The organism is Sphingomonas sp. Ell38C01, from assembly GCF_055231975.1.
Map to the genome: position 1 here is coordinate 1,706,286 of NZ_JBUYVA010000001.1, position 21,846 is coordinate 1,728,131.

The 21,846-nt window shown below is 67.1% G+C and carries 16 protein-coding genes, 1 tRNA gene, 1 pseudogene and 1 CRISPR repeat array; of the genes and pseudogenes, 4 read left to right on the forward strand and 14 right to left on the reverse strand.

The annotated features are described in order from the left end of the window. Positions 1–3: 3 nt before the first annotated feature. The 4 genes from ACV7NO_RS07995 to ACV7NO_RS08010 all read right to left on the reverse strand — a co-directional run bounded on the left by ACV7NO_RS07995 (position 4) and on the right by ACV7NO_RS08010 (position 4,006). The gene (locus tag ACV7NO_RS07995) at positions 4–909 is read right to left on the reverse strand and encodes a 5'-methylthioadenosine/S-adenosylhomocysteine nucleosidase (protein WP_463405474.1); all 906 of its coding nucleotides are present in this window, start codon (positions 907–909) and stop codon (positions 4–6) included. Between the two features lie 110 nt (positions 910–1,019). Beyond that, complete coding sequence (locus ACV7NO_RS08000) at positions 1,020–2,369, reverse strand: NCS2 family permease (RefSeq protein ID WP_463405475.1); 1,350 nt, start codon at positions 2,367–2,369, stop codon at positions 1,020–1,022. A gap of 81 nt (positions 2,370–2,450) precedes the next feature. Then, positions 2,451–3,875, reverse strand: a complete 1,425-nt coding sequence (locus ACV7NO_RS08005) for an AtzE family amidohydrolase (protein ID WP_463405476.1) — start codon at positions 3,873–3,875, stop codon at positions 2,451–2,453. Next, positions 3,872–4,006 carry an AtzG-like protein gene (locus ACV7NO_RS08010; RefSeq protein WP_463405477.1) on the reverse strand — a complete coding sequence of 45 codons (135 nt, stop codon included), beginning with the start codon at positions 4,004–4,006 and terminating at the stop codon, positions 3,872–3,874. The genes ACV7NO_RS08005 and ACV7NO_RS08010 overlap by 4 nt, the downstream gene beginning before the upstream one ends. A gap of 315 nt (positions 4,007–4,321) precedes the next feature. Here ACV7NO_RS08010 and ACV7NO_RS08015 point away from each other — a divergent pair, with 315 nt between their 5' ends. Together ACV7NO_RS08015 and ACV7NO_RS08020 are read left to right on the forward strand one after the other, a co-directional pair. Beyond that, positions 4,322–4,987: a DUF969 domain-containing protein gene (locus ACV7NO_RS08015; RefSeq protein WP_463405478.1), complete on the forward strand. Its 666-nt coding sequence runs from the start codon at positions 4,322–4,324 to the stop codon at positions 4,985–4,987. Then, positions 4,984–5,889, forward strand: a complete 906-nt coding sequence (locus ACV7NO_RS08020) for a 5-oxoproline transporter, DUF979 family subunit (RefSeq protein ID WP_463405479.1) — start codon at positions 4,984–4,986, stop codon at positions 5,887–5,889. Before ACV7NO_RS08015 ends, ACV7NO_RS08020 begins: the two co-directional genes overlap by 4 nt. Positions 5,890–6,020: 131 nt before the next feature. Here ACV7NO_RS08020 and ACV7NO_RS08025 read toward each other — a convergent pair whose 3' ends face one another. Both ACV7NO_RS08025 and ACV7NO_RS08030 read right to left on the reverse strand, forming a co-directional pair. Beyond that, complete coding sequence (locus ACV7NO_RS08025; protein ID WP_463405480.1) at positions 6,021–6,197, reverse strand: DUF4169 family protein; 177 nt, start codon at positions 6,195–6,197, stop codon at positions 6,021–6,023. Then, positions 6,197–6,844 (reverse strand): DsbA family oxidoreductase, encoded by a 648-nt coding sequence (locus ACV7NO_RS08030; RefSeq protein ID WP_463405481.1) that lies wholly within the window; start codon positions 6,842–6,844, stop codon positions 6,197–6,199. The genes ACV7NO_RS08025 and ACV7NO_RS08030 overlap by 1 nt, the downstream gene beginning before the upstream one ends. Before the next feature lie 63 nt (positions 6,845–6,907). Between ACV7NO_RS08030 and ACV7NO_RS08035 the strand changes: the two genes are divergently transcribed. Further along, positions 6,908–7,573 (forward strand): spermine/spermidine synthase domain-containing protein, encoded by a 666-nt coding sequence (locus ACV7NO_RS08035; RefSeq protein ID WP_463405482.1) that lies wholly within the window; start codon positions 6,908–6,910, stop codon positions 7,571–7,573. Positions 7,574–7,752: 179 nt separating this feature from the next. On the opposite strand, the gene ACV7NO_RS08040 is transcribed toward ACV7NO_RS08035, so the two are convergent. Beyond that, positions 7,753–8,880, reverse strand: a complete 1,128-nt coding sequence (locus ACV7NO_RS08040; protein ID WP_463405483.1) for a zinc-binding dehydrogenase — start codon at positions 8,878–8,880, stop codon at positions 7,753–7,755. A 270-nt stretch (positions 8,881–9,150) separates the two neighbouring features. On the opposite strand from ACV7NO_RS08040, the pseudogene ACV7NO_RS08045 reads away from it, so the two are divergent. Continuing rightward, a pseudogene (locus ACV7NO_RS08045) lies at positions 9,151–11,169 on the forward strand (M13 family metallopeptidase). Between the two features lie 126 nt (positions 11,170–11,295). Further along, positions 11,296–14,232: direct repeats of the CRISPR family, unit length 36 nt; unit sequence GTTGCCGCTGGACCGCGATCTCTGAGCGGCTATTAT. A 73-nt stretch (positions 14,233–14,305) separates the two neighbouring features. Here the strand turns inward: ACV7NO_RS08045 and cas2 are convergent. The 7 genes from cas2 to nth form a co-directional block, all read right to left on the reverse strand. Then, complete coding sequence (gene cas2 / locus ACV7NO_RS08050; RefSeq protein ID WP_463405484.1) at positions 14,306–14,644, reverse strand: CRISPR-associated endonuclease Cas2; 339 nt, start codon at positions 14,642–14,644, stop codon at positions 14,306–14,308. Continuing rightward, complete coding sequence (gene cas1 / locus ACV7NO_RS08055; RefSeq protein ID WP_463405485.1) at positions 14,641–15,570, reverse strand: type II CRISPR-associated endonuclease Cas1; 930 nt, start codon at positions 15,568–15,570, stop codon at positions 14,641–14,643. Before cas1 ends, cas2 begins: the two co-directional genes overlap by 4 nt. A 12-nt stretch (positions 15,571–15,582) precedes the next feature. After that, a complete protein-coding gene (gene cas9, locus ACV7NO_RS08060) occupies positions 15,583–18,822 on the reverse strand; it encodes a type II CRISPR RNA-guided endonuclease Cas9 (protein ID WP_463405486.1) in 3,240 nt (1,079 codons plus the stop codon). Positions 18,823–19,247: 425 nt separating this feature from the next. After that, positions 19,248–20,190 (reverse strand): IS630 family transposase gene (locus tag ACV7NO_RS08065; RefSeq protein ID WP_463404102.1). Its coding sequence is split into 2 segments (ribosomal slippage): positions 19,248–19,845 and positions 19,844–20,190, totalling 945 coding nucleotides; the frame shifts between segments, so codons are not numbered across the junction. A 477-nt stretch (positions 20,191–20,667) separates the two neighbouring features. Continuing rightward, positions 20,668–20,744, reverse strand: a tRNA-Arg gene (locus tag ACV7NO_RS08070). Between the two features lie 48 nt (positions 20,745–20,792). After that, entirely contained in the window at positions 20,793–21,137 is a 345-nt protein-coding gene (locus ACV7NO_RS08075; protein WP_463405487.1) for a hypothetical protein, read from the reverse strand. 41 nt (positions 21,138–21,178) lie between these two features. Further along, complete coding sequence (gene nth, locus ACV7NO_RS08080; protein WP_463405488.1) at positions 21,179–21,844, reverse strand: endonuclease III; 666 nt, start codon at positions 21,842–21,844, stop codon at positions 21,179–21,181. Positions 21,845–21,846 lie beyond the last annotated feature (2 nt).

A 21,846-nucleotide genomic window follows, 5' to 3' on the forward strand; every position in this document is an offset into this window, starting at 1 on the left:
CGCTCAATCCGGAAGGGCCGCGACGAACGCCTTCACGACGTGCGCGGAATTGATCGAGGCGAGCGCGGTGAAGGTCACCATCTGGTTCGCGCCTGCATCGCCGCCGGCAAGGTCCGACAGGCTGCGGAAACCGATGAAGGGCACCATGTTGGCATAGGCGACATGGGCCACCGCCGCGGTCTCCATGTCAAGCACGGTGGCCTTGAAGGTGGCATACAGATATTCGCGATATTCCTTGTTGTCCGCAAACGCCGGGCCGCTGACGCCGCCGCCGCCGACCATCACCTTGGGCTCCTTGGGCAGGCAGGCGGCAGGGGAGGCGATGACGTTCGTGCTGGCGGCGGCACAGCGCTGAAGCTTCACCGTGTGCGCGACGGTGGTGGCGAGCTTGAGCAGCGCGGGATCGGCGTCGAACCAGCGATGCTGCTTCGACGGTTCCACCGCGTTGCCGACGCGGACGCCGCGCGGGAACAGCATCTCATAATTGGGCAGCGCATCGGCGTCGCGACGCTCTGGCGGGGCCCAGCCGGTGGGGGTCTTTCGCGCCAGCGACACCTCCATATACTGGTTCCAGCGATCGGGGACGACGACGTCGCCGATGTCGAGCCGCGGATCGACGCCGCCCGCGATCCCGGAGAACACGATCCGCTTCACGGTGAACCGGTCGAGCACCAGCTGCGTGTTCATCGCGGCGTTGACCATCGACACACCCGACTGGATCAGCACGACGGGCTTGCCCGCCATCGTGCCGGTGAGGATCGTCAGCCCGTTGACGCGGTGGGTGGTCGGCGTCGCGACCGATCCTTCGAGCGCGGCCCATTCGGGGGGAAAAGCGGTCATCACCACGGTGCGCGGCGTGACGTCGAGCTTCTGCGCGGCGGCGGGGGTGGCGACTATCGTCAATACCAAGGCAGCCCCTGCTGCCGTTGGTTTCGAGCGAAGTCGAGCAACGTGCCCCAGACGTTGCGCAGCGTTTCTCGACTTCGCTCGAAACGAACGGATTGCAAGCATGAAACAGTTCATGCCGCGGTCAGCCAGGCGAAGCGGACGACGAACAGGGCGGCGAGGATCATGAGCAGCCAGTCTCCCTTGGTGGCCTTGCCGCGCAGCAGCTTGAGCAGCGCGTGGGCGGTGATCCCGAAGGCGAGGCCGTTCGCGATCGAGAAGGTGAGCGGAATCATCGCGACCGTGAGGAAGGCGGGGATCGCCGCGTCGGGCTCGTCCCACGCCACCTCGATCAGCGGCGCCATCATCAGCGCGCCGACGAGGATGAGCGCGGGCGCGGTCGCGGCGAGCGGGATCGCCTGCGCGAACGGCGCGGCGAACATGACGGCGAGGAACAGCACGCCCGTGACGATCGCGGTGAGGCCGGTGCGCCCGCCCGCCTGTACCCCGGCTGCGCTCTCGACATAGCTGGTAACGGTGCTGGTGCCGACGAGCGCGCCGACCATGGTGGCGATCGAATCGGTGACGAGGATGCGGTTGAGCCGGGGTATCTTGCCGTCGGCGTCGATCAGCCCGGCGCGCTTCGTGACCGCGACGAGCGTGCCGAGATTGTCGAACAGGTCGACGAAGAGGAAGACGAACAGGATCTCGAGCACGCCCAGCCCATGCTTGCCCGCCCCCCCGAACACGCCCGCGAGATCGAGCGCGAAGACCGTCTCGCCCAGGCTGGCGAGCGAATAGGGTTCGGGCTTGAACGCGACCGCGCCGACCGCCCAGCCGATGAGCGTCGTCGCGAGGATGCCGATCAGCATCGCGCCCTTCACCCGCCAGACGCTGAGCACCGCGATCGCGACGAGGCCGACGAGCGCGAGGATGGCGCCCGGCGCGTGGAGGTTGCCGAGCGTCACGCCGGTCGCGGGGCTGTTGACGACGAGGCCGGCGTTGCGCAGCCCGATGAAGCCGATGAACAGCCCGATCCCGCCCGCGACCGCGGCGAAGAGGTGCGCGGGGATCGCGGCGACGATCATCTGGCGGACGCCCGCGAGCGTCAGCACGAGGAACGCGACGCCCGAGACAAAGACGCAGCCGAGCGCGGTCTGCCACGGGATGCCCATGCCGAGCACGACGGTGAATGCGAAATAGGCGTTGAGCCCCATGCCGGGCGCGAGCGCGAGCGGCACGTTGGCGGTGGCGCCCATCAGGATGCTCGCGAACCCGGCGGCGAAGCAGGTCGCGGCGGCGACCGCGGCGACGGGCATCCCTGCCTGTCCCAGGATCGCGGGGTTCACCAGCACGATGTACGCCATCGTCAGAAAGGTGGTGACCCCCGCCAGCACCTCGGTGCGCAGGTCCGTGCCGCGCGCGGCGAGCGCGAAGCGGCGATCTAGATAGGTCGATGCCGCAGGCACCGTATCGGTCGTCATCGGATCGGGTGCCCCTTGGTTTCGCCGATCCTCCTGCTGATCCGGTCTGGCGCCGGTGCGGTGCAGCATAGAGCGGAATTTTCAGCTGGGAAGGGGGCTCGTGCGGCAGATGCCTTGCGCTTCCAGTTGCGCGGCGCAGGCGAACAGCGCCGCCTCGCCACCGGGACGACCGACGAGCTGGAGGCCGAGCGGGAGCTGGCCCGGGCGATGGAGCGGGGCGGCGATGACGGGCAGACCGATGAAGCTCAATGGCTGGGTGTAGAGGCCCAGATGCGCGCGGGCGGGGACGCGCCGGCCGTCGAGCGTGACGTGGGGGTCCGCGATCGTCGGGGCGACGTCGCCGACGCAGGGGGCGATCAGGACGTCATATTGCTCAAACAGCGTCGTGGCGGCGGCGCGGAAGGTTTCGCGAAAGGCCTGCGCGGCGACGAGATGCGCGGCGGGCGTGAGTGCCCCGGCGATCAGGCGGTCGCGGACCTGCGGATCGAACGCCATCGCGCGGCGGCGCAGTTCGGGGAGGTGGCGGCTGCCGCCCTCTGCCGCGGTCATGATGTAGGCGGCGGAGCGGGCGCGGTCGACATCGGGCAAGGCGACGGTGGGGAGGTGGGCGAAGTGGTGGTCGAGCGCTTGGGCGAGGGCCGGGGAGAGGTTTTCGGTGAACCAGCCTGCGAGCCTTGCCGCCCGGACTTCCGTTTGCCCTGCGCTTGTCGAAGGGCTGTCCTTTTCTGAGGCGTGCGAAAAGAAGGACGGGGCCCTTCGGCTGCCCGCCTGCGGCGACCGCTCAGGAGAGCTTTCGACAGGCTCAGCCCGAACGGGGTTGGGGGCAGTGGACCCCAGCACCTGCCACGCCAGTTCCAGATCGGCGAGCGTCGTCGCGAAGGGGCCGATGTCGTCGAAGCTGTCGACGAAGGGATAGACTCCGGCGAGCGGCAGTGACCCGTGCGTCGGTTTCAGGCCCCAAAGGCCGCACAGCGCGGCGGGGACGCGGATCGAGCCGTTTGTGTCGGAACCGAGCGACAGCGGGACCATGCCGGCGGCGACCACCGCCGCCGCGCCGCCTGACGACCCACCGGCGAGGCGCGCGTGGTCGTGCGGGTTGCGCGTCGTGCCGTGCGCGGCGTTGATCGTCGCGAAGCCGTACGCGAACGCGTCCATGTTGGTGGTTGCGACCAGCACCGCGCCGGCCGTGCGCATGCGGACGATCGCCTCTGCGTCATGCGCCGCGGGCGGGGCGTCGGCGAGCATCGCGGCGCCAGCGGTGGTGGGGAGGCCGGCGACGTCGAACAGATCCTTGACCGCATAGGGCACGCCCGCGAGCGGGCCGGGATCCTCGCCGCGCGCGACCTGGGCGTCGACTGAGGCGGCTTCCGCCAGCGCGCGGTCGGCTAGGGTTCGGGTGACCGCGACGTGCGGGTCGGCGCGGGCGGCGTCGATCGCGGCGCGGGCGAGCGCGACCGCGGTGGTGCGGCCCTCGCGAACCGCGGCGGCGGTTTCGGCAGCGGTCATGCGGCGTCCTCGGCGAGGCGCGCTGCGTGCTCGGCGAGCGCGGCGAGGTTCTGCGCGACGCCCGGGAGGCTTTCGTCGGGCAGGCCGAGGTCGAGTAGCGCGGCGAGCGCGCGGAGGGTGTCGTCGGTCATCGGGCGCGATCGTTTCGGGGTTGGCGCGGAAAGGCAAGGGGGCGGTGCGTAATCCCTATCTCGAAGGGCCTGCAAAGCCCCGAACTCTATCGTCACCCCGGCCTTGATCCGGAGTCCCGCTTCTTTCCAAGCGGCCAATGTAAGCGGGACCCCGGCTCAAGGCCGGGGTGACGTTCAGGGTGAAGGCATGCGATTCCTGCTACGCGTCGTATCGGCCATGGCAATGGAACCCGCCGTCGGCGCGCCTCCCCTTGCGGGGGAGGATCGTTCGGTGCGAACACCGTGCGTCTTGCTCGTGATCGGAAAGCCCCGCTGATGCTCGTCCTGTCCGGAATCGCGGTGATCGCGCTGGGGTTCCTGTTGCGGTTCAATCCGATGCTGGTGATCGCGGCATCCGCGCTGGTGACGGGGCTGGCAGCGGGGCTGGATCCGGTGGCGATCCTGGCGGCGTTCGGGAAGGCGTTCAACGATACCCGCTATGTGACCGCGATCTATATCGTGCTGCCGGTGATCGGGATCCTCGAGCGGTTCGGGTTGCAGGCGCGGGCGCGCGGGCTGGTCGCGGGCCTGAAGGGGGCGACGGTCGGGCGGTTGCTGATCGGGTATCTGCTGTTCCGGCAGGTGACCGCGGCTTTGGGGCTGACGTCGGTCGCGGGGCATCCGCAGACCGTCCGCCCGCTGATCGCGCCGATGGCGGAAGCGGCGGGCGAGGCGCAGGGGAACGCCGACCCGGACCGGGTGAAGGCACTGGCGGCGGCGACCGACAACATCGGGCTGTTCTTCGGCGAGGACATCTTCATCGCGATCGGATCGATCCTGCTGATGAAGGGCGTGCTGGAGGGCTATGGCATCGTGCTCGAGCCGTTCCAGCTGTCCGTCTGGGCGATCCCGACCGCGATCGCGGCGTTCGTGGTGCATGGCGGGCGGCTGTGGTGGCTCGACCGCAGGCTCGCGCGCGCGGCGGCGGAGCGCGCGGCGTGATCGGGCTCAACTTCGTCTATACGGTCGCGGGGCTGACCTTCGCGGCGTTCGCGGTGCTGGGCGTGCGTGAGCGGCGGTTCGTGAACGCGGCGTTCCATGCGCTGATCGCGACGAGCTTCCTGGCGGGCGACCGACTGGGCGATGTCGGCAACGGCGTGCTGGTGCTCGTGCTGGTGGGGCTTGCCGCATCGGGGCGGATGAAGCGGAGCGAGGCCGTCGACGCGCCCGCGGCGGCGCCCGCGGTGCGGGTGTTCGTGCCCGCGCTTATCATTCCGGCGATCGCCTTGCTGGGGACGCTGGCGTTCAAGCAGGTGCCCGCGCTGGTCGATCCCAGGCAGGCGACGCTGGTGGCGCTGACGCTGGGGGTGCTGATCGCGCTTGCCGTGAGTATCGTGTGGCTGAAGCCGCGCCCGCTCGCGCCGCTGGTCGCGGGACGGCGGCTGATGGACGATGTGGGCTGGGCGGCGGTGTTGCCGCAGATGCTCGCGAGTCTGGGTGCGGTGTTTGCGCTGGCGGGTGTCGGCGGGGTCGTCGGCGGGGTGATCGGGGTGGTGGTGCCGCAGGGGAGCCTGATCGGCGCGGTGGTGGCCTATGCGGGCGGGATGGCGCTGTTCACGATGGTGATGGGCAACGCGTTCGCCGCGTTCCCGGTGATGGCGGCGGCGGTGGGCGTGCCGGTGCTGGTGCGCGGGTTCGGCGGCGATCCCGCGATCGTCGCGGCGGTGGGGATGCTGGCGGGGTTCTGCGGGACGCTGATGACGCCGATGGCGGCCAACTTCAACCTGGTGCCCGCGGCGTTGCTGGAACTGCGGGACCGGAATGCGGTCATCAAGGCGCAGGTGCCGACCGCGCTGCCGTTGCTGGGGTTCAATATCGTGTTGTTGTGGTGGATGCTGGGGTAGAGAAGCGATCCGTTTTCGGTCGTGCCGAGCTTGTCGAAGCACCGTCCTTACTTTTGCGACGGTTGAAGAAGAAGGGCAGCACTTCGACAAGCTCAGTGCGAACGGGGGTGGTTCGGTTCTTCGGAGTTGGTTCACTCCTTCAGCTTCGCGCCGTCCACGATCCGGGCGAGCTTTGCGTTTTCGCGCTTCTCGCCGAGCTTCTCCGCCTTCGTCCGGCCGTGAAGCGCGCGGTTGGCCTGGGCGGTGGCTTCGGCGGTGGTGCGGGCTTTCGCCTTGCGGGCACGGCGGAGGTTGATGACGTCGCCCATCAGGCTTCCGCCGCGATGGTGCGGAGCGCGCGTTCGAAGGCTTCGGGGGGCTGGCCGCCGGAGATCATGTATTTGCGGTTCACGATGACCGCGGGGACGCTGTTTATGCCCTCGCGGCGCCACGCTTCCTCGTCGGCGCGGACCTGCTCCGCGTAGCGATCGGAGGCGAGGATCGCGCGGGCCTCGGCGGGGTCGAGGCCCGCGGTCTCGGCGGCGGTGGCGAGGACATCGGCGTCGCCGGGATCGCGACCCTCGGTGAAATAGGCGGCGAAGAGCGCGTGCTTGAGGTCGCGCTGGCGGCCGTGTTCGCCGGCCCAGTGGAGCAGGCGGTGCGCGTCGAACGTGTTGTAGATGCGGCTGCCGGGCTTCATCGCCATGGCGAAGCCGAGATCGGCGGCACGGGCGCGGATGCCGTCACGGTTGGCGGCGGACTGTTCGGGGGTGGCGCCGTACTTGCGCGCGATGTGTTCGGCGACGTCCTCGCCGCCCGCGGGCATGTCGGGGTTCAGCTCGAAGGGATGGAAGACGATCTCCGCCTTCACGAGGTCGCCGACGTTCGCCAGCGCCTGCTCAAGCCCGCGCAGCCCGATGACGCACCACGGGCAGACGACGTCGGAGACGAAATCGATGCGCATCGGACGGGACATGGAAAGCCTTTCGCTATTTCGGGCGTGATGTAGGGACTGGCGCCAGTCAAGAGGAGTGCAGCCATGATCCCCCGCGAGCATATCGCGACCGCGCAGGTGCCCGGCGGCACCGAGCTGCGGCTCGTCCGGCGCGGCGACGACCACATGATCGTAATGGATCGCAACGAGCTGATGAGCACGCGGATGAGCGGCTCCGAGGAAGCGCTGGCGACGATGACGTGCGACCGGCTGACCACGACGGCGCCGCATCTGCTGATCGGCGGATACGGCATGGGGTTCACGCTGCGCGCGGCGCTGGCGCGGCTGGGCCCCGATGCGCGGATCACGGTGGCGGAGCTGGTGCCCGAGATCATCGACTGGGCACGCGGCCCGATGGCGGCGCTGACCGGCGACTGCCTCGACGATCCGCGGGTGGAGCTGATCGTCGGCGACGTGGGCGTGATGATCCGGCACGCGCATGCCGAATACGACGCGATCCTGCTCGACGTTGACAATGGGCCGGACGCGCTGACCGCGGATCGTAACGGCGCGCTCTATTCGAATACGGGGCTGGCGGCGGCGGGGGCGGCGCTGCGGCCCGGCGGGGTGCTGGCGGTGTGGTCCGCGGCGTCGGACCCGGTGTTCGCGCGGCGGATGGCGAAGGGACTCGCGGTCGAGGAGGTGGCGGTGCGTGCGCGGAGCAACGGCAAGGGGCCGCGGCATGTGATCTGGTTCGGGGTGAAGGGGTAGGCGCGCGCGGGAACCGTTCGGGCTGGGCCTGTCAAAGCCCTGTCCGTCGCCGGAGGGTGGCACCCTTCGACAAGCTTAGTCCGAACGGTGGATGTTGCGGCGCGAACTCCTGTTCCCGTCATCCCGGCCTGCGCAGGGATGACGGGGAGGGGGCGGGATGACGGGAGGCGCGGGGAGACTTACCGCGTCGGGTCGATCAGGTATTTCTCGCCGGTCGTCTTGCGGTTGTACGCCTCCAGCACGTCGGGTTTCAGCGCTTCGGCGAGGCCGATCGTGGCGGTGTAGTGGCTGGCGAAGGTGGTGGTCAGTTCGTCCGCGACGCGCTGGCGCATGCGCGCGGCGACGTCGCGGCCGGCCTTCTGGAGGAAGGGGGTGAGGAGCCAGCCCGCGACGCTCCACGAGAAGCCGAAGCTGCGATCGAGCTGGGTCGGCGAGAGATCGAGCGCGCCGTAGATGTAGAGCTGCTTGAAGGTGGTCGATCCGTAGCGGCTGTAGGCATCGGCCTTGCGGGATGCGGCGGCCTCCATCGCGGCGAGGATCTGCCCGCCGAGCTTGCCGCCGCCGATCGCGTCGAACGCGATCGTCGCGCCGGTTTCGGCGATCGCCTCGACCAGCTTCTCGCGGAAATCGGGCGCGGTGCTGTCGAGGATGTGGGGCGTGCCGATCTTCCGCAGGATCTCGGCCTGCGCTTCGCTGCGGACGATGTTGACGAGCGGGATGCCGTCGGCGAGGCAGATGCGCGCGAGCATCTGGCCGAGGTTCGACGCGGCGGCGGTGTGGACGATCGCGGTGTGGCCTTCCGCCTTCATCGTTTCGGTGAAGCCGAGCGACGTCAGCGGGTTGACGAACATCGACGCGCCGTCCGCCGCGCTCGCGCCTTCGGGCAGGACGATGCAGTCGCGCGCGGGGAGCGTGCGATACCGGGTGTACATCGCACCGCCGAGCATGCCGACGCGCTTGCCGACGATGTCCGCGACATTGTCGCCCGCCGCGATCACGGTGCCCGCGCCCTCGTTGCCGACCGCGAGCGACTGGTCGAGCCGGGCCTTGACCGACGCCATGCGGCGCTCGGGAATGTCGAAGGTAAGCACCGGGCGGTCGGCGGTGCCGGCGGCACGCAGCGTCGCGACGTCGGCGGGGCCGAGCAGGAGACCGAGATCGGAGGGGTTGATCGGCGCGGCCTCGACCTCGACGACGACCTCGTCGGGGCCGGGGGTGCCGGGGGACACCTCGACCAGATCGAGGACCAGCGTGTTGTCGCTCTTCACGGTCGAGCGCAGTTCGAGCCCGGTGGGGGTGTCGGCCATCGTCGCATCCTCTCGTATCTGTTTTCGACCCGCGGTGTGGCCCGTGGAGAACGCCCGGGTCAAGGCGTACGGTTGCAATCGGCAACGGACCCGGGCATCAGTCCTGCCGCAAACGCGCCGGTTTCGAGCGCGATTTCATATCCTTGGTCGCAAGAGAGGTTCTCCGCCGTGACATTCCGCTTTGCCTTTGCCGCTTCGCTGGCTGCGCTCGCCATCGCCACTCCCGCGACGGCGCAGGATGCCGCCGCGTGCCTCGACGCGGCGTGCACCATGACCTCGCTGTTGCCCCAGGGGACAGGAGCGGGCGCAGCGGGTGGCGACGCGACCGCGGCGACGCGCTACGGCACCTGGGGTTTCGACGAAGCGGGGATGGACCGCAGCGTGAAGCCGGGGGACGACTGGTTCCGATACGTCAACGGGACCTGGGCGAAGACCACGCAGATCCCCGCCGACCGGTCGTCCTATGGCGCGTTCGCGGTACTGCGAGACCTGTCCGAGGCGCGGACTCGCACGCTGATCGAGGGCTATGCGCCGACCGACGCCGCGAACGCGGATCGTGCGAAGGTGGCGACGCTGTACCGGGGCTTCATGGACACCGCCGCGATCGAGCGCGCGGATGCGACGCCACTGACGCAGCGGCTGGCCGCGGTGAAGGCGGCGGCGTCGAAGGACGATCTGGCGCGACTGATGGGACGATCGGTCGGCGGGTTCGGGGCGTCGTTCTTCGGCGTCGGCGTCAACGACGATGCCAAGCAGCCCGATATCTATGCGCTGAGCCTGCGCCAGTCGGGGCTGGGGCTGGGCGACCGCGAGCTGTATCTCGACGCCAAGTTCAAGCCGCAGGTCGATCGTTACCGGCAATATGTCGCGCAGATGCTGTCGATGGCGGGCTGGCCCGACGCCGAGGCGGCGGCCGCCAAGGTGGTCGCGATGGAGACGCAGGTCGCGCAGGCGCACTGGACTCGCGCGGAGAGCCGCAACCGCGACAAGACGTACAACCCGATGTCGGTGACGGAGCTGGCCGCCGCCGCGCCGGGCTTCGCGTGGACGCCGTTCTGAGATGCGGCGGGGCTGGGCAAGGCGACGCGGGTGATCGTCGGACAGAACAGCGCGGTGCCGAAGATCGCCGGCGTCTTCGCTGCCACCGATCTCGACACGCTGAAGGCCTGGCAGGCGTTCCGCACGACCGATGACATCGCGCCGATGCTTTCGAAGCGGTTCGTCGACGCGCAGTTCGATTTCCGAGCCAAGTTCCTCAACGGCCAGCCGCAGCAGCGCGAGCGGTGGAAGCGCGGCGTGGGCGTGGTCGAGCGATCGATGGGCGAGGCGGTGGGGCGCGATTACGTCGCGCTGTACTTCCCGGCGACGTCGAAGGCGAAGATGGACGTGCTGGTCGCGAACCTGCGCACCGCGCTTGGCGGGCGGATCCGCGGGCTGCCGTGGATGGGCGACGCGACCAAGCAGCAGGCGCTGGCCAAGCTCGCCAACTTCACGGTGAAGGTCGGCTATCCGAGCACGTGGCGCGACTATTCGGCGTTGCAGGTGCAGCCGGGCGACGTCGTCGGCAATGCCGAGCGCGCGCAGCGGTTCGAATGGGACTATCGCCGCAACCGGCTGGGTGGGCGCGTCGACAAGGCGGAATGGGGGATGACCCCGCAGACGGTGAACGCCTATTACAACTCGGTGAAGAACGAGATCGTGTTCCCCGCCGCGATCCTCCAGCCGCCCTTCTTCGATCCCGATGCGGACCCGGCGGTGAACTATGGCGGGATCGGCGGAGTGATCGGGCACGAGATCAGCCATGGCTTCGACGACCAGGGTCGCAAGTCCGACGGCAACGGCGTGCTGCGCGACTGGTGGACCGCACAGGATGCCGCCAAGTTCGAGGTGCAGGCCGAGAAGCTGGGCGCGCAATATGAGGCGTACAGCTTCCCCGAGGTGCCCGGGGTGAAGATCAACGGGCGCGCGTCGATGGGCGAGAATATCGGCGACCTGGGCGGCGTGCTGATCTCGCTCGATGCGTATCATCAGTCGCTGGGGGGCAAGAAGGCCAGGGTGGTCGACGGGTTCACCGGGGATCAGCGGTTTTTCCTGGGTTGGGGGCAGGTGTGGCGGACGCTGTTCCGGCCCGAGGCGCTGCGCCAGCAACTCGTCAGCGATCCGCATTCGCCGGGGCAGATCCGCGCGATCAACCCGCTGCGCAACGTCGATGCGTGGTATGCGGCGTTCGGCATCAAGCCGGGGGACCGGCAGTATCTGACTCCGGCGGATCGGGTGCGGATCTGGTGAGGCGGTGATCCGCCCTCCGTGCGCATAGGGAGGCGCGCGGAGGCAGAGGCGGGTTTCGCGGGAGTGGGTCCGCGTCGGCATGTAAGCGGCTATCATCGAGATGGGCGTCGTTATGGTCGAACTATCGTTGCCGCTGGACCGCGATCTCTGAGCGGCTATTATGGTGCGAAGATAGCAACGGCACACCGGATAGTTGCCGCTGGACCGCGATCTCTGAGCGGCTATTATCCGCAGGTCTAGATGATATCAGAGGAGTAGGTTGCCGCTGGACCGCGATCTCTGAGCGGCTATTATCTCGCCGAGCCTGTTCACCGCCGCGATCTTGTTGCCGCTGGACCGCGATCTCTGAGCGGCTATTATCGATCCCACCGCCTGGCGCGAGGTCCGCTTGTTGCCGCTGGACCGCGATCTCTGAGCGGCTATTATGGTTCCAAGGTCAGCTTGACGCTATTGATTGTTGCCGCTGGACCGCGATCTCTGAGCGGCTATTATATTGGTCGCAGAAGGGACGCGACCGCTACGGTTGCCGCTGGACCGCGATCTCTGAGCGGCTATTATGAGGTGTACGACATGTACGGCGTGCTGTTCGTTGCCGCTGGACCGCGATCTCTGAGCGGCTATTATGCCAAGCCCTGAGGCTCCAGATCGTACAGGGTTGCCGCTGGACCGCGATCTCTGAGCGGCTATTATGAAGACGGTGACTTCGTCGGGACCGATGCCGTTGCCGCTGGACCGCGATCTCTGAGCGGCTATTATCCCGCCGTCGCACAGCCGGATGGTGTGCGAGTTGCCGCTGGACCGCGATCTCTGAGCGGCTATTATTCCTCGCGATCGCGGACGAAACCATCGACGGTTGCCGCTGGACCGCGATCTCTGAGCGGCTATTATGTCCGGCGGTCGCACTGACTGCCAGCTTTGGTTGCCGCTGGACCGCGATCTCTGAGCGGCTATTATCCGCGAGCGGCACATCACGTGGGAGTGCGGGTTGCCGCTGGACCGCGATCTCTGAGCGGCTATTATGCGCTGATGTTTAAGGGCGGAGTGCGGCCGGTTGCCGCTGGACCGCGATCTCTGAGCGGCTATTATACCGACTTCTTCGTTCGTCGTGGACGCGGGTTGCCGCTGGACCGCGATCTCTGAGCGGCTATTATACATGATCCGGGCCCGCAGCGATGCCAATGGTTGCCGCTGGACCGCGATCTCTGAGCGGCTATTATGCTCGGCGAAGCGTTCGGCCGCAGCGTTCGGTTGCCGCTGGACCGCGATCTCTGAGCGGCTATTATTCGTACGCGCAAGCATCCGCACCGCGACATGTTGCCGCTGGACCGCGATCTCTGAGCGGCTATTATTTTACGGCCGAGTGATCGAGTTCGGCCGCAGTTGCCGCTGGACCGCGATCTCTGAGCGGCTATTATGACCCGATTACCGAGCCGCCGGGGATTGGCGTTGCCGCTGGACCGCGATCTCTGAGCGGCTATTATACCGAGACGCGCACCGCCGCGGCGTTCGCGGTTGCCGCTGGACCGCGATCTCTGAGCGGCTATTATGCTGCTGGCGAACCGCCTGGGTGTCGATCAGTTGCCGCTGGACCGCGATCTCTGAGCGGCTATTATGAGCTATGGTGGCAGTATGTGGCGCTGGCCGTTGCCGCTGGACCGCGATCTCTGAGCGGCTATTATGGCGTGAGCGCACCCGAAAGCCGCCCATCGGTTGCCGCTGGACCGCGATCTCTGAGCGGCTATTATAGCTCAGCCGCGCGGCGTGCGCGGGGTATTGTTGCCGCTGGACCGCGATCTCTGAGCGGCTATTATCACGCTGCGGATCCGCCGCGGTCCGGATCCGTTGCCGCTGGACCGCGATCTCTGAGCGGCTATTATACCGCGGCGATCATGCCACGTTCGCCCGAGTTGCCGCTGGACCGCGATCTCTGAGCGGCTATTATGCGGCGGTCAATCCAGATTGGGGAAATCTAGTTGCCGCTGGACCGCGATCTCTGAGCGGCTATTATCAGAGCGCCGTTGTCCTTCGGCTCCCCGTTGTTGCCGCTGGACCGCGATCTCTGAGCGGCTATTATCCGTCCACGTCGGGCGTCTGCGCTTCGGGCGTTGCCGCTGGACCGCGATCTCTGAGCGGCTATTATCGATGGCTACACGACATGGCAACCGGAAGAGTTGCCGCTGGACCGCGATCTCTGAGCGGCTATTATTCGTACGCGCAAGCATCCGCACCGCGACATGTTGCCGCTGGACCGCGATCTCTGAGCGGCTATTATTTTACGGCCGAGTGATCGAGTTCGGCCGCAGTTGCCGCTGGACCGCGATCTCTGAGCGGCTATTATGACCCGATTACCGAGCCGCCGGGGATTGGCGTTGCCGCTGGACCGCGATCTCTGAGCGGCTATTATACCGAGACGCGCACCGCCGCGGCGTTCGCGGTTGCCGCTGGACCGCGATCTCTGAGCGGCTATTATGCTGCTGGCGAACCGCCTGGGTGTCGATCAGTTGCCGCTGGACCGCGATCTCTGAGCGGCTATTATGAGCTATGGTGGCAGTATGTGGCGCTGGCCGTTGCCGCTGGACCGCGATCTCTGAGCGGCTATTATGGCGTGAGCGCACCCGAAAGCCGCCCATCGGTTGCCGCTGGACCGCGATCTCTGAGCGGCTATTATAGCTCAGCCGCGCGGCGTGCGCGGGGTATTGTTGCCGCTGGACCGCGATCTCTGAGCGGCTATTATCACGCTGCGGATCCGCCGCGGTCCGGATCCGTTGCCGCTGGACCGCGATCTCTGAGCGGCTATTATACCGCGGCGATCATGCCACGTTCGCCCGAGTTGCCGCTGGACCGCGATCTCTGAGCGGCTATTATGCGGCGGTCAATCCAGATTGGGGAAATCTAGTTGCCGCTGGACCGCGATCTCTGAGCGGCTATTATCAGAGCGCCGTTGTCCTTCGGCTCCCCGTTGTTGCCGCTGGACCGCGATCTCTGAGCGGCTATTATCCGTCCACGTCGGGCGTCTGCGCTTCGGGCGTTGCCGCTGGACCGCGATCTCTGAGCGGCTATTATGGATGCGTCGCCAACCTGTTGTGAAACAGCGGGAAAGTGACGCATCCTGATGGCCTGAAATCGGCGAGCGGCATCAGAATAGCGCCAGCTGATTCGGATTTTTGCGCGTCCGTCGTCGGCGCTGGCCGGAGAATCGGACGATATTCTCGTACTGCCGGTCGGTGAAGGTCAGGATGTGGACGTCGCCCTTGTCGGGAAGGTGGGCCTCGATCCGGCGCTGGTAGGCCTCGATCTGTTCCTTGCCGTTGCAGAATCGGGCGTAGACCGAGAACTGGCTCTTCTCGAATCCCTCGTCGAGCAGATATTCGCGGAATTTCGTCGCCGCACGGGCCTGATCGCGGGTGGTGACCGGCAGGTCGAACATCACGAAGATCCACATCAACTGATAGCCACTGAGCGATACACCATTCACGGCGCGATCGCGAGTGCGTGGAGGCGGGCGAGCTCGATCGGGGCGGGCGGAGCGGGGATCCACAGATCGGCGGCGCGGCCGGTCTGGAAGGCGGTGGCGAGCGTCTGCGCGACCCGGGTCGCGGCGTTGGCCAGCGTGGTGACGCCGGCCTCGCCGGGCAGATCGAACGCGATCAGGCCGGCGAAGGCCTGCTTGGCGGCGGGCGTGACGGTGGCTGTGCCGGTGGCGAGCAGGCGCAGCGCGAGGAGATCGACGAGCGGGCGGAACGGTTCGATCACGTCGTCGGCAAGCGCGAACGGGTTGCCGCGGTTGGCGTGGTGGACACCGATCGAAGGATGGAGCCCGGCCGCGACGACCGCGCGCGCGCACATCGAGCGCAAGATGGTGTAGCCATAGTTGAGCAGCGCGTTGGCGCCATCGAGCGACCGGTCGCGGCGAAAGTCCGAGCCCATCAAGAGCGGCCAATAGCGCCGCGCCGCTTGCGCTTCGACATTGTCGGGATCGCCCGAGCCGACGCGGCGCGCGAGCAGGTCGAACGCAGCGTGCGGCTTGCCCTCGGTTTCGAGCGCGGTGGCCTGCCAGCGGATCTTGGCGACGATCAGCCGCCGCCAGAGCTGCTTCGACAATGGCTTGCCCGCCTCCCACTGCGCGCGGATGCGGCCGTTCTGCGCATGGTGGCCGGCAAGCGGGAGGCAAACCGCGACGGGGGCGTGGTTCGACCCGCACAGCAGCAGGATCGCGCCGCGCTCTGCCAGCGCCACGACGAGGTTCGTCGACCAGGTGACGCCGTGCGCATGGACGATCACCGCGGCGACGTCGTCGAGCGGGACGCGGCCGACCTCGACGCGATCCTGCGCCACGATCAGGAAGCCGCGGTGCGCGGACAGGTGGCGGCCGTCGGTGGCGATGTCGACGATCCGCTCCATCGTGCGCGGGCGCTAGTCCGCGGTCTTCGGGCGGGTACGACGGACGGCGGTGCGGGCCGGGAAGCCGGGATCGCGGACGCGACCGGTCTCGTCGACGCCGACCTTGCGCGCGCGCCATGCCTTAAGGGTGCTGGGTGCGGGATAGATGTATTTGAATGGATCGTCGGGGTTCGCGTCGCGCGCCTTGAGCGCGCCGCCCTCGTTGGGCGGTGCGACCGCGAACTGCCTTTCCGAGAACTTGACGATCCGGACCAGGTCGCGCGGGCCGCCGTCGCGCTCGATCGCGAGGATGTCGTCGCGATGGAGTTGCATGATCCGCCTGGCCGCGGGATGCGGACGCGGGCGCTCGCCCGGCTGGTGTGCTTCGAACATCGAGACGACGACGGCACGCCATTTTCCGTCGGGCATCTCCCATATGTCGTAGCGATAATTGGAATCACCCTTGTAGCCCTTGTAGGCATGGCCCGCACGATCGCGGATCGGGATGACGGTGAGCGGTTCGGTGACGCGGACGCGGCGGATGCCGCGAAACTGCGTCGGACCGTGCGTGACGAACCGCTTGAGCGCGCGCTCCAGATCCTTGCCGTCCAGCCCCAGCGTGTCGGCGGCGAGCGCCGCGCGCAGATCTGGATCGCGAATTGCGGGAATATCCACGGGCTTGAGCGACGTTAGCGGTTTGCGCCGGACGACGATCGGCAGCCCCTTGGCGTCGCGCTCGCCGGTCAATCCGTAGGCGGTATCGTTGTGTAGTCGTCCCGCTGTCGATCCGGCGCCGTGTCCGGCGGTGCCGTGATCGGGACGGTGGCTGACGATGATCCGTCGAACCGCATCCTGCACGTCGCCGCGAAAGCCGTCCCAAGGCGGCTGGATGACGATCTTTTCGCGCCCTTCCACCCCCGTCAGCCCGGATTCGCGCGCGATCTTCTGGAGCATCGAGCGGTCGACGATGGCGATCACGATCGCGTCGATCGCATGATGGCGATGGTCGAGCCGGTTCTTGGGCTGAGCCGCGCCTCCACCGAAATTATGATCGGGCAGAAGATCGTTGAGATCGAGCTTGCGACGAACCATCTCGGTCAGGCGACCGGGTGACACCCACACCTTGCTGCTGTTCTCACCGTTGTCCGGGTAGAGCGAGGCCAGATATTCGCGTGCCAGGCGGGCGAGATGTTGCGTATCGACGAGTTGGCGAGCGAGAAAGCCGTCATTCTCGCGGAACCTCTCCATCGCATCGGGTTCGAAGCGCCAGCGCTTGTTGCGCGGAAGACGCGATGCCCGTTCGGCGATCTCATCCCAGCGGGGGCTATCGCCCCAGGCTTCCGAAGGCGAGCGCTTGCGCTTGAACCGGTTCGGCTCGCGCATGCAGACGATCTTGTTGGCATTGCTGTCGTCGAGTGTCGCGGAAAAGGGAAGGATATGATCGACTTCGACCTCGTCGGAGAACAGCCGGCGGATCGAAATCCGTTCGCCTGAATACACGCAGGTGCGCCCCATGACGTTCTCGCCGTCCAGTTCCTCCCACAATTTCAGGCGTGCGCGATTTTCGCCAGTATCCGCGACGCCGATCAGTCGCAGCGACTCCGATCGCCGCTCGGCATCCTCGCGGTTGCGCTTGTTCTGGCGATCGCGGTCCTTCTTCTCCTCGTCGGTCAGCTTGAGTTCGCGCGCCAGTTCGACCGCGATTTCGGTGGGCGGACCGAAGCGCTCGATGAGAACGTTGATCGTGCGCTTGAGTTGGTTGAGCCCGATATGAACGGTCGGGTTTGTGAGCTTGCCGAGGCGTTTTTCCTCCGAATCGGACTCTTCGCCGCTGCCGGGCATGATGTGGCGTTCGAGGACCGCGCCATAATATGGCAGCGAGCCGTGAACCGTCTCCTTACGGAATTGGCTGTGATGCCAGCCCAGCCGTTCGACCGCCTCGCTGTAGACGAGGACGCGGCCGTCTTCGGTGCGACCGTTCGTCAGCATGTCGATCAGCCCGGTCGTCGCGGTGATGCCGAAGCGGCCATGGCCCTGCGGCAGGCGAGTCTTCGCGACCGCCTCGGTCTGGTCTGGGGTGAGCGCGTAGGTTTCGGTCAGCCAGTCGCGGAAGGCCGCGATCTCCTCGTCGCTTTCGGTTTCCTCCAGCCGCGCGATGATCGTTGCCTGATCCTCGAGGGGCAGATGCGCCCAGCGGCCACCGAAGCGCGACTTCGTCGCGGTGGCGGCGTTGACCTCGTTGCCCTTAAGATCCTTGCGGTTCTCGCTTTCCTTGTTGAAACGGGCGTCCGCGTCGAGCTTCAGCACCTTGCGCAGCGATTCGAACGAGACCTTTGCCTTGTCCTTCAGCTTGAGGAGGAGCAGGTCGCGCTGTTCCGGCATCAGCCGCTCCGCGACCTGGCCGGCGCGGACGATCTTGAGCGCGTTGACTTCCTCCAGCAGGCGGCGGCGCTGGAACAGGGGGTGCGCCTTGGCGAGACGCGTCTCGCCGGCGACGAGGGTGCACGTGCCGACCTGCGGCGTCTTGAGCGGACGCTGGTGGAAGACGATCTCGAACAGGCGGTCGTGGACCTCGGGGGTCAGGACATCGGCGTGATATTGCGCCTGCGCGTGCCAGATCTCGTCGAACTCGTCCTCGATCAGCGCGCGACCCGGATAGAAGTCGTAGCCGGTGCCCTTGGCATCTTCGCCTTCCTCGGCACGCAGGCGGGTGCGGACAGACTTGCCGTCGGGATGCTCCTCGGTCGGCTGGCGGCGCAGGTGAAGCCATTCGCCGAAGGTGCGTGCGCCGTCCGCGTCGATCGCGTCGCGCAGACGTTCCACGCCGGTCGCGACCTTGCCCGCATCGTCGTCGGGCTTGTCGGTCTTGCGATTGGACTTGAAGCCGCGGCGCTGGTTCAGGTGCCAGATTGCACGCCCGAGATGGGGAAGGGGCAGCGCCTCGTCGAGCGCGCGGGCGCGCAGGGCGAAGGGGTCGAGCGCCTCGAGCGCCTTGCGCTCGACGGGGTCGGCGGGGAACAGGCCGTCGGCGACGAGATACTTCATGAGGGCCCGCTGGCGCTGCTGGAAGCGATCGCGGCGACGACGCATCGCGCGCGCCTCGCGGCGTTCCACCGCGAGCGAGGCCTTGGACTTGGGATCGCGCCCGTCGCTGAAGATCCGCGAACCCGAGTCGAGGATTCCGACCGGCCTGGGTGGTTTTTCCCCGTCGAGTTCGAGCGCCGCCCAGCCGAGCGAGTTCGTGCCGAGATCAAGACCGAGACGCCATTCCATGTGCACAACCCCCATTGCCATCTGGATCGCTTTGTCGCTGTCAGGTCAAAGTGCGATCGCACCGGAACGGAGATTTTCTCCGTCACGGCAGGTGTAGACTGGCGAGGCGCTCGCCCGATGTCCAATAGATCGGACGGGTATCGACGGTTATCGAACCGGCGCCCCGCCTGTCCAAATGTGGACTTCGTCGGAATTGCACCGAAACGGATCATAATGGCGGATATGGTCGGCAATCGACGCTTGACCCCGCCCGAGCATTCGGTATCCTGCATCACTCAGAGATCGCGGTCTGGCGGTTAACAAGTGTCAGTACGCACCAGATAGGGCCAGCGCCATGGCGCTGGCCTTTTTCGTTCGGATCGTCGGCGATCACCGTGCTCCGAACCGGATCCCGAGGATATTCGCAACCCTAGAGTCGGATGACATCAAGCTGACCCATATCCTGAGTTGACGAGGTAGTTGCGGCATTCTGCGGGGGAGAAGGCATCGAGAAGCGTGCCGACGCGTCTCCATGTTGCCTCGTGGGATCGCTCGGCGGCCTTGCGCATGAGGTGTTTGATCTTGGCGAAAACCTGCTCGATCGGGTTCAGGTCCGGGCTGTAGGGCGGCAGGAACAGCAGCCTGGCACCGACCGCACGGATAGCGTTGCGGATGGCGGGTTTCTTGTGGCTGGAGAGGTTGTCCATGATGACGACGTCGCCGGGCGACAGCGTCGGCACGAGGCACTGCTCGATATAGTCGGTGAAGCTTTGCGCGTTGACCGGCTGGTCCAGCACGCACGGCGCGTCGATCCGGTCGCAGCGCAGCGCCGCCAGGAACGTCATCGTGCGCCAGTGGCCGTAGGGCACCTTGGCATGGAGCCGCTGGCCGACCGGTGCCCAACCGCGCAAGGGGGCCATGTTCGTCTTCACCCACGTCTCATCGATGAAGACGAGACGCGCCGGATCAAGCCGACCCTGGTATTTCTTCCACTGCGCCCGACGCCGGGCGATCGCGGGACGGAGTTGTTCGGCGGGCATCACGCTTTTTTTTGAAGCTCAGCCCCTCGACATGGGCGAACCGCCAGACCTGAACATAGTCGACCTTCACGTCGCGGCTCGCCAACTCCGCTACCAGTCCACGCAAGGTGAAGTCGCGGGTCATCCGCTCCAGCAGCCAGTCACGTGTCGCGCCGGACAGGATGTTGGATCGGCGACCACCCATCCGGCTCGGTGCGGCGCTGCCCGTATCGCGAAAGCGCCGCACCCATTTGATCGCCGAACTCGGCGCCACCCCGAAGCGTGAAGCAGCCGCGTGACACGACATGCCATCGGTGATTACCGCCCTGACCACCCGTTCCCGCAGGTCCATCGAATACGGCTTTGACATGCTGGCTGGCCTCCTTCGCCAGCCGGCACATTGAATCAGATCGCCAGCCCCATGGGAATCCTCAGCGATTCAGATCTACGTCATCACGCTCTAGTGCAATCGCCGGCGCCGTCATCGGCCGGGCGTGTCTGACAGTGCGCCGGCGAAGCGAACGTGACGGCGAGAAGGCCCTGGACTGCCCCGTGATCCAGGCCGCGCGCGCGCTATTGTCGCTGCGTCATCACGGTGTCGCGCAACTGCTCCTGTCGCGATGAAGATTCACACGAACTCAACCTCGGCGGCAATGCTGAACTTGAGACCCGCGGGCGGGTGTCGGGGCTCGGCAACGAGTGCTGCGGCGTCCGCAAACCCGATCGGAACGGCGACGATTCGGGATCATGCCTGTGTACGACCGGCGCAAACCACCGTAGCCCGGACGTTACTCCGGACAACAGGCCCAGCGGGGTGGCTGGGGTCGTTGCTAAGTCTTTGAAAAGCTGGTGCACCCGACTGGATTCGAACCAGTGGCCTCTGCCTTCGGAGGGCAGCGCTCTATCCAGCTGAGCTACGGGTGCGTGGGCGAAAGCGACTAGCGCAAGGTTTGGCCGGGCGCCAGCGATTTTCTAGCGGGACGCGAGGGTGACGGGCTGGAATTTTCCGAGGCCGCAGCTGGCGCCCGTCTGGAGGGGGGCGGTGTAGAGGACGGTCACGAAGTCGGCCGAGCAGAGCTGGCTGAGCGAGGTCGCGTAGCTGAACCGCCGTTCGAAGCCGAGCCCGGGGCAGCCCCCGGCCGGGAGGGTGTTTCGGTAGACGGCGCGGTCGCGCATCACGAAATCGATGATGCCGTCGCTGCGGACGCGGCTTTCGCGGATGCCCGAAAGCGGAATGCAGTCGCGAGGAGCACCGGCCGGGGTGGCGGCGGGCATGGCGTCGCGGTCCCGCGCGCCGGCGGTAGCGGCGAATGCCATGGCGACGACGGCGAGGGAAAGGTGGGGGCGCATCGACTCTCCTATGCCTCGGTCGTTGCAGGCGCGTGCGCCGGCGCCTGGGACTTAGGCTTAAACGCGCAGAGATCGGATACGATGCAGCGCCAGCATTCGGGCTTGCGCGCCTTGCAGACGTAGCGGCCATGCAGGATCAGCCAGTGATGGGCGTGGAGGCGGAAGGGTTGCGGCGTGGCCTTGTCGAGTTTCAGCTCGACCGCGAGCGGGGTCTTGCCGCGGGCGAGGCCGGTGCGGTTGCCGATGCGGAAGATATGGGTGTCGACCGCGAAGGTTTCCGCGCCGAACGCGACGTTCAGGACGACGTTGGCGGTCTTGCGGCCGACGCCGGGCAGCGCCTCCAGCGCGGCGCGGTCGGCGGGCACCTGGCCGCCGTGATGCTCGATCAGCGCGTGCGAGAGCGCGATGACGTTCTTCGCCTTGGTGTTGAACAGCCCGATCGTGCGGATGTGGTGCTTGAGCGCCGCCTCGCCAAGCTCGACCATGTCGGCGGGGCTCTTCACCTCGGCGAAGAGCGCGCGCGTCGCCTTGTTCACGCCTGCGTCGGTCGCCTGCGCGGAAAGGACGACCGCGACGAGGAGCTGGAAGACGTTGCCCGATTCCAGCTCGGTCTCGGGGTGCGGATTGGCCTCCGCGAGGCGACGGTAGAATTCGAAGACGTCTGTCTTTTTCATGG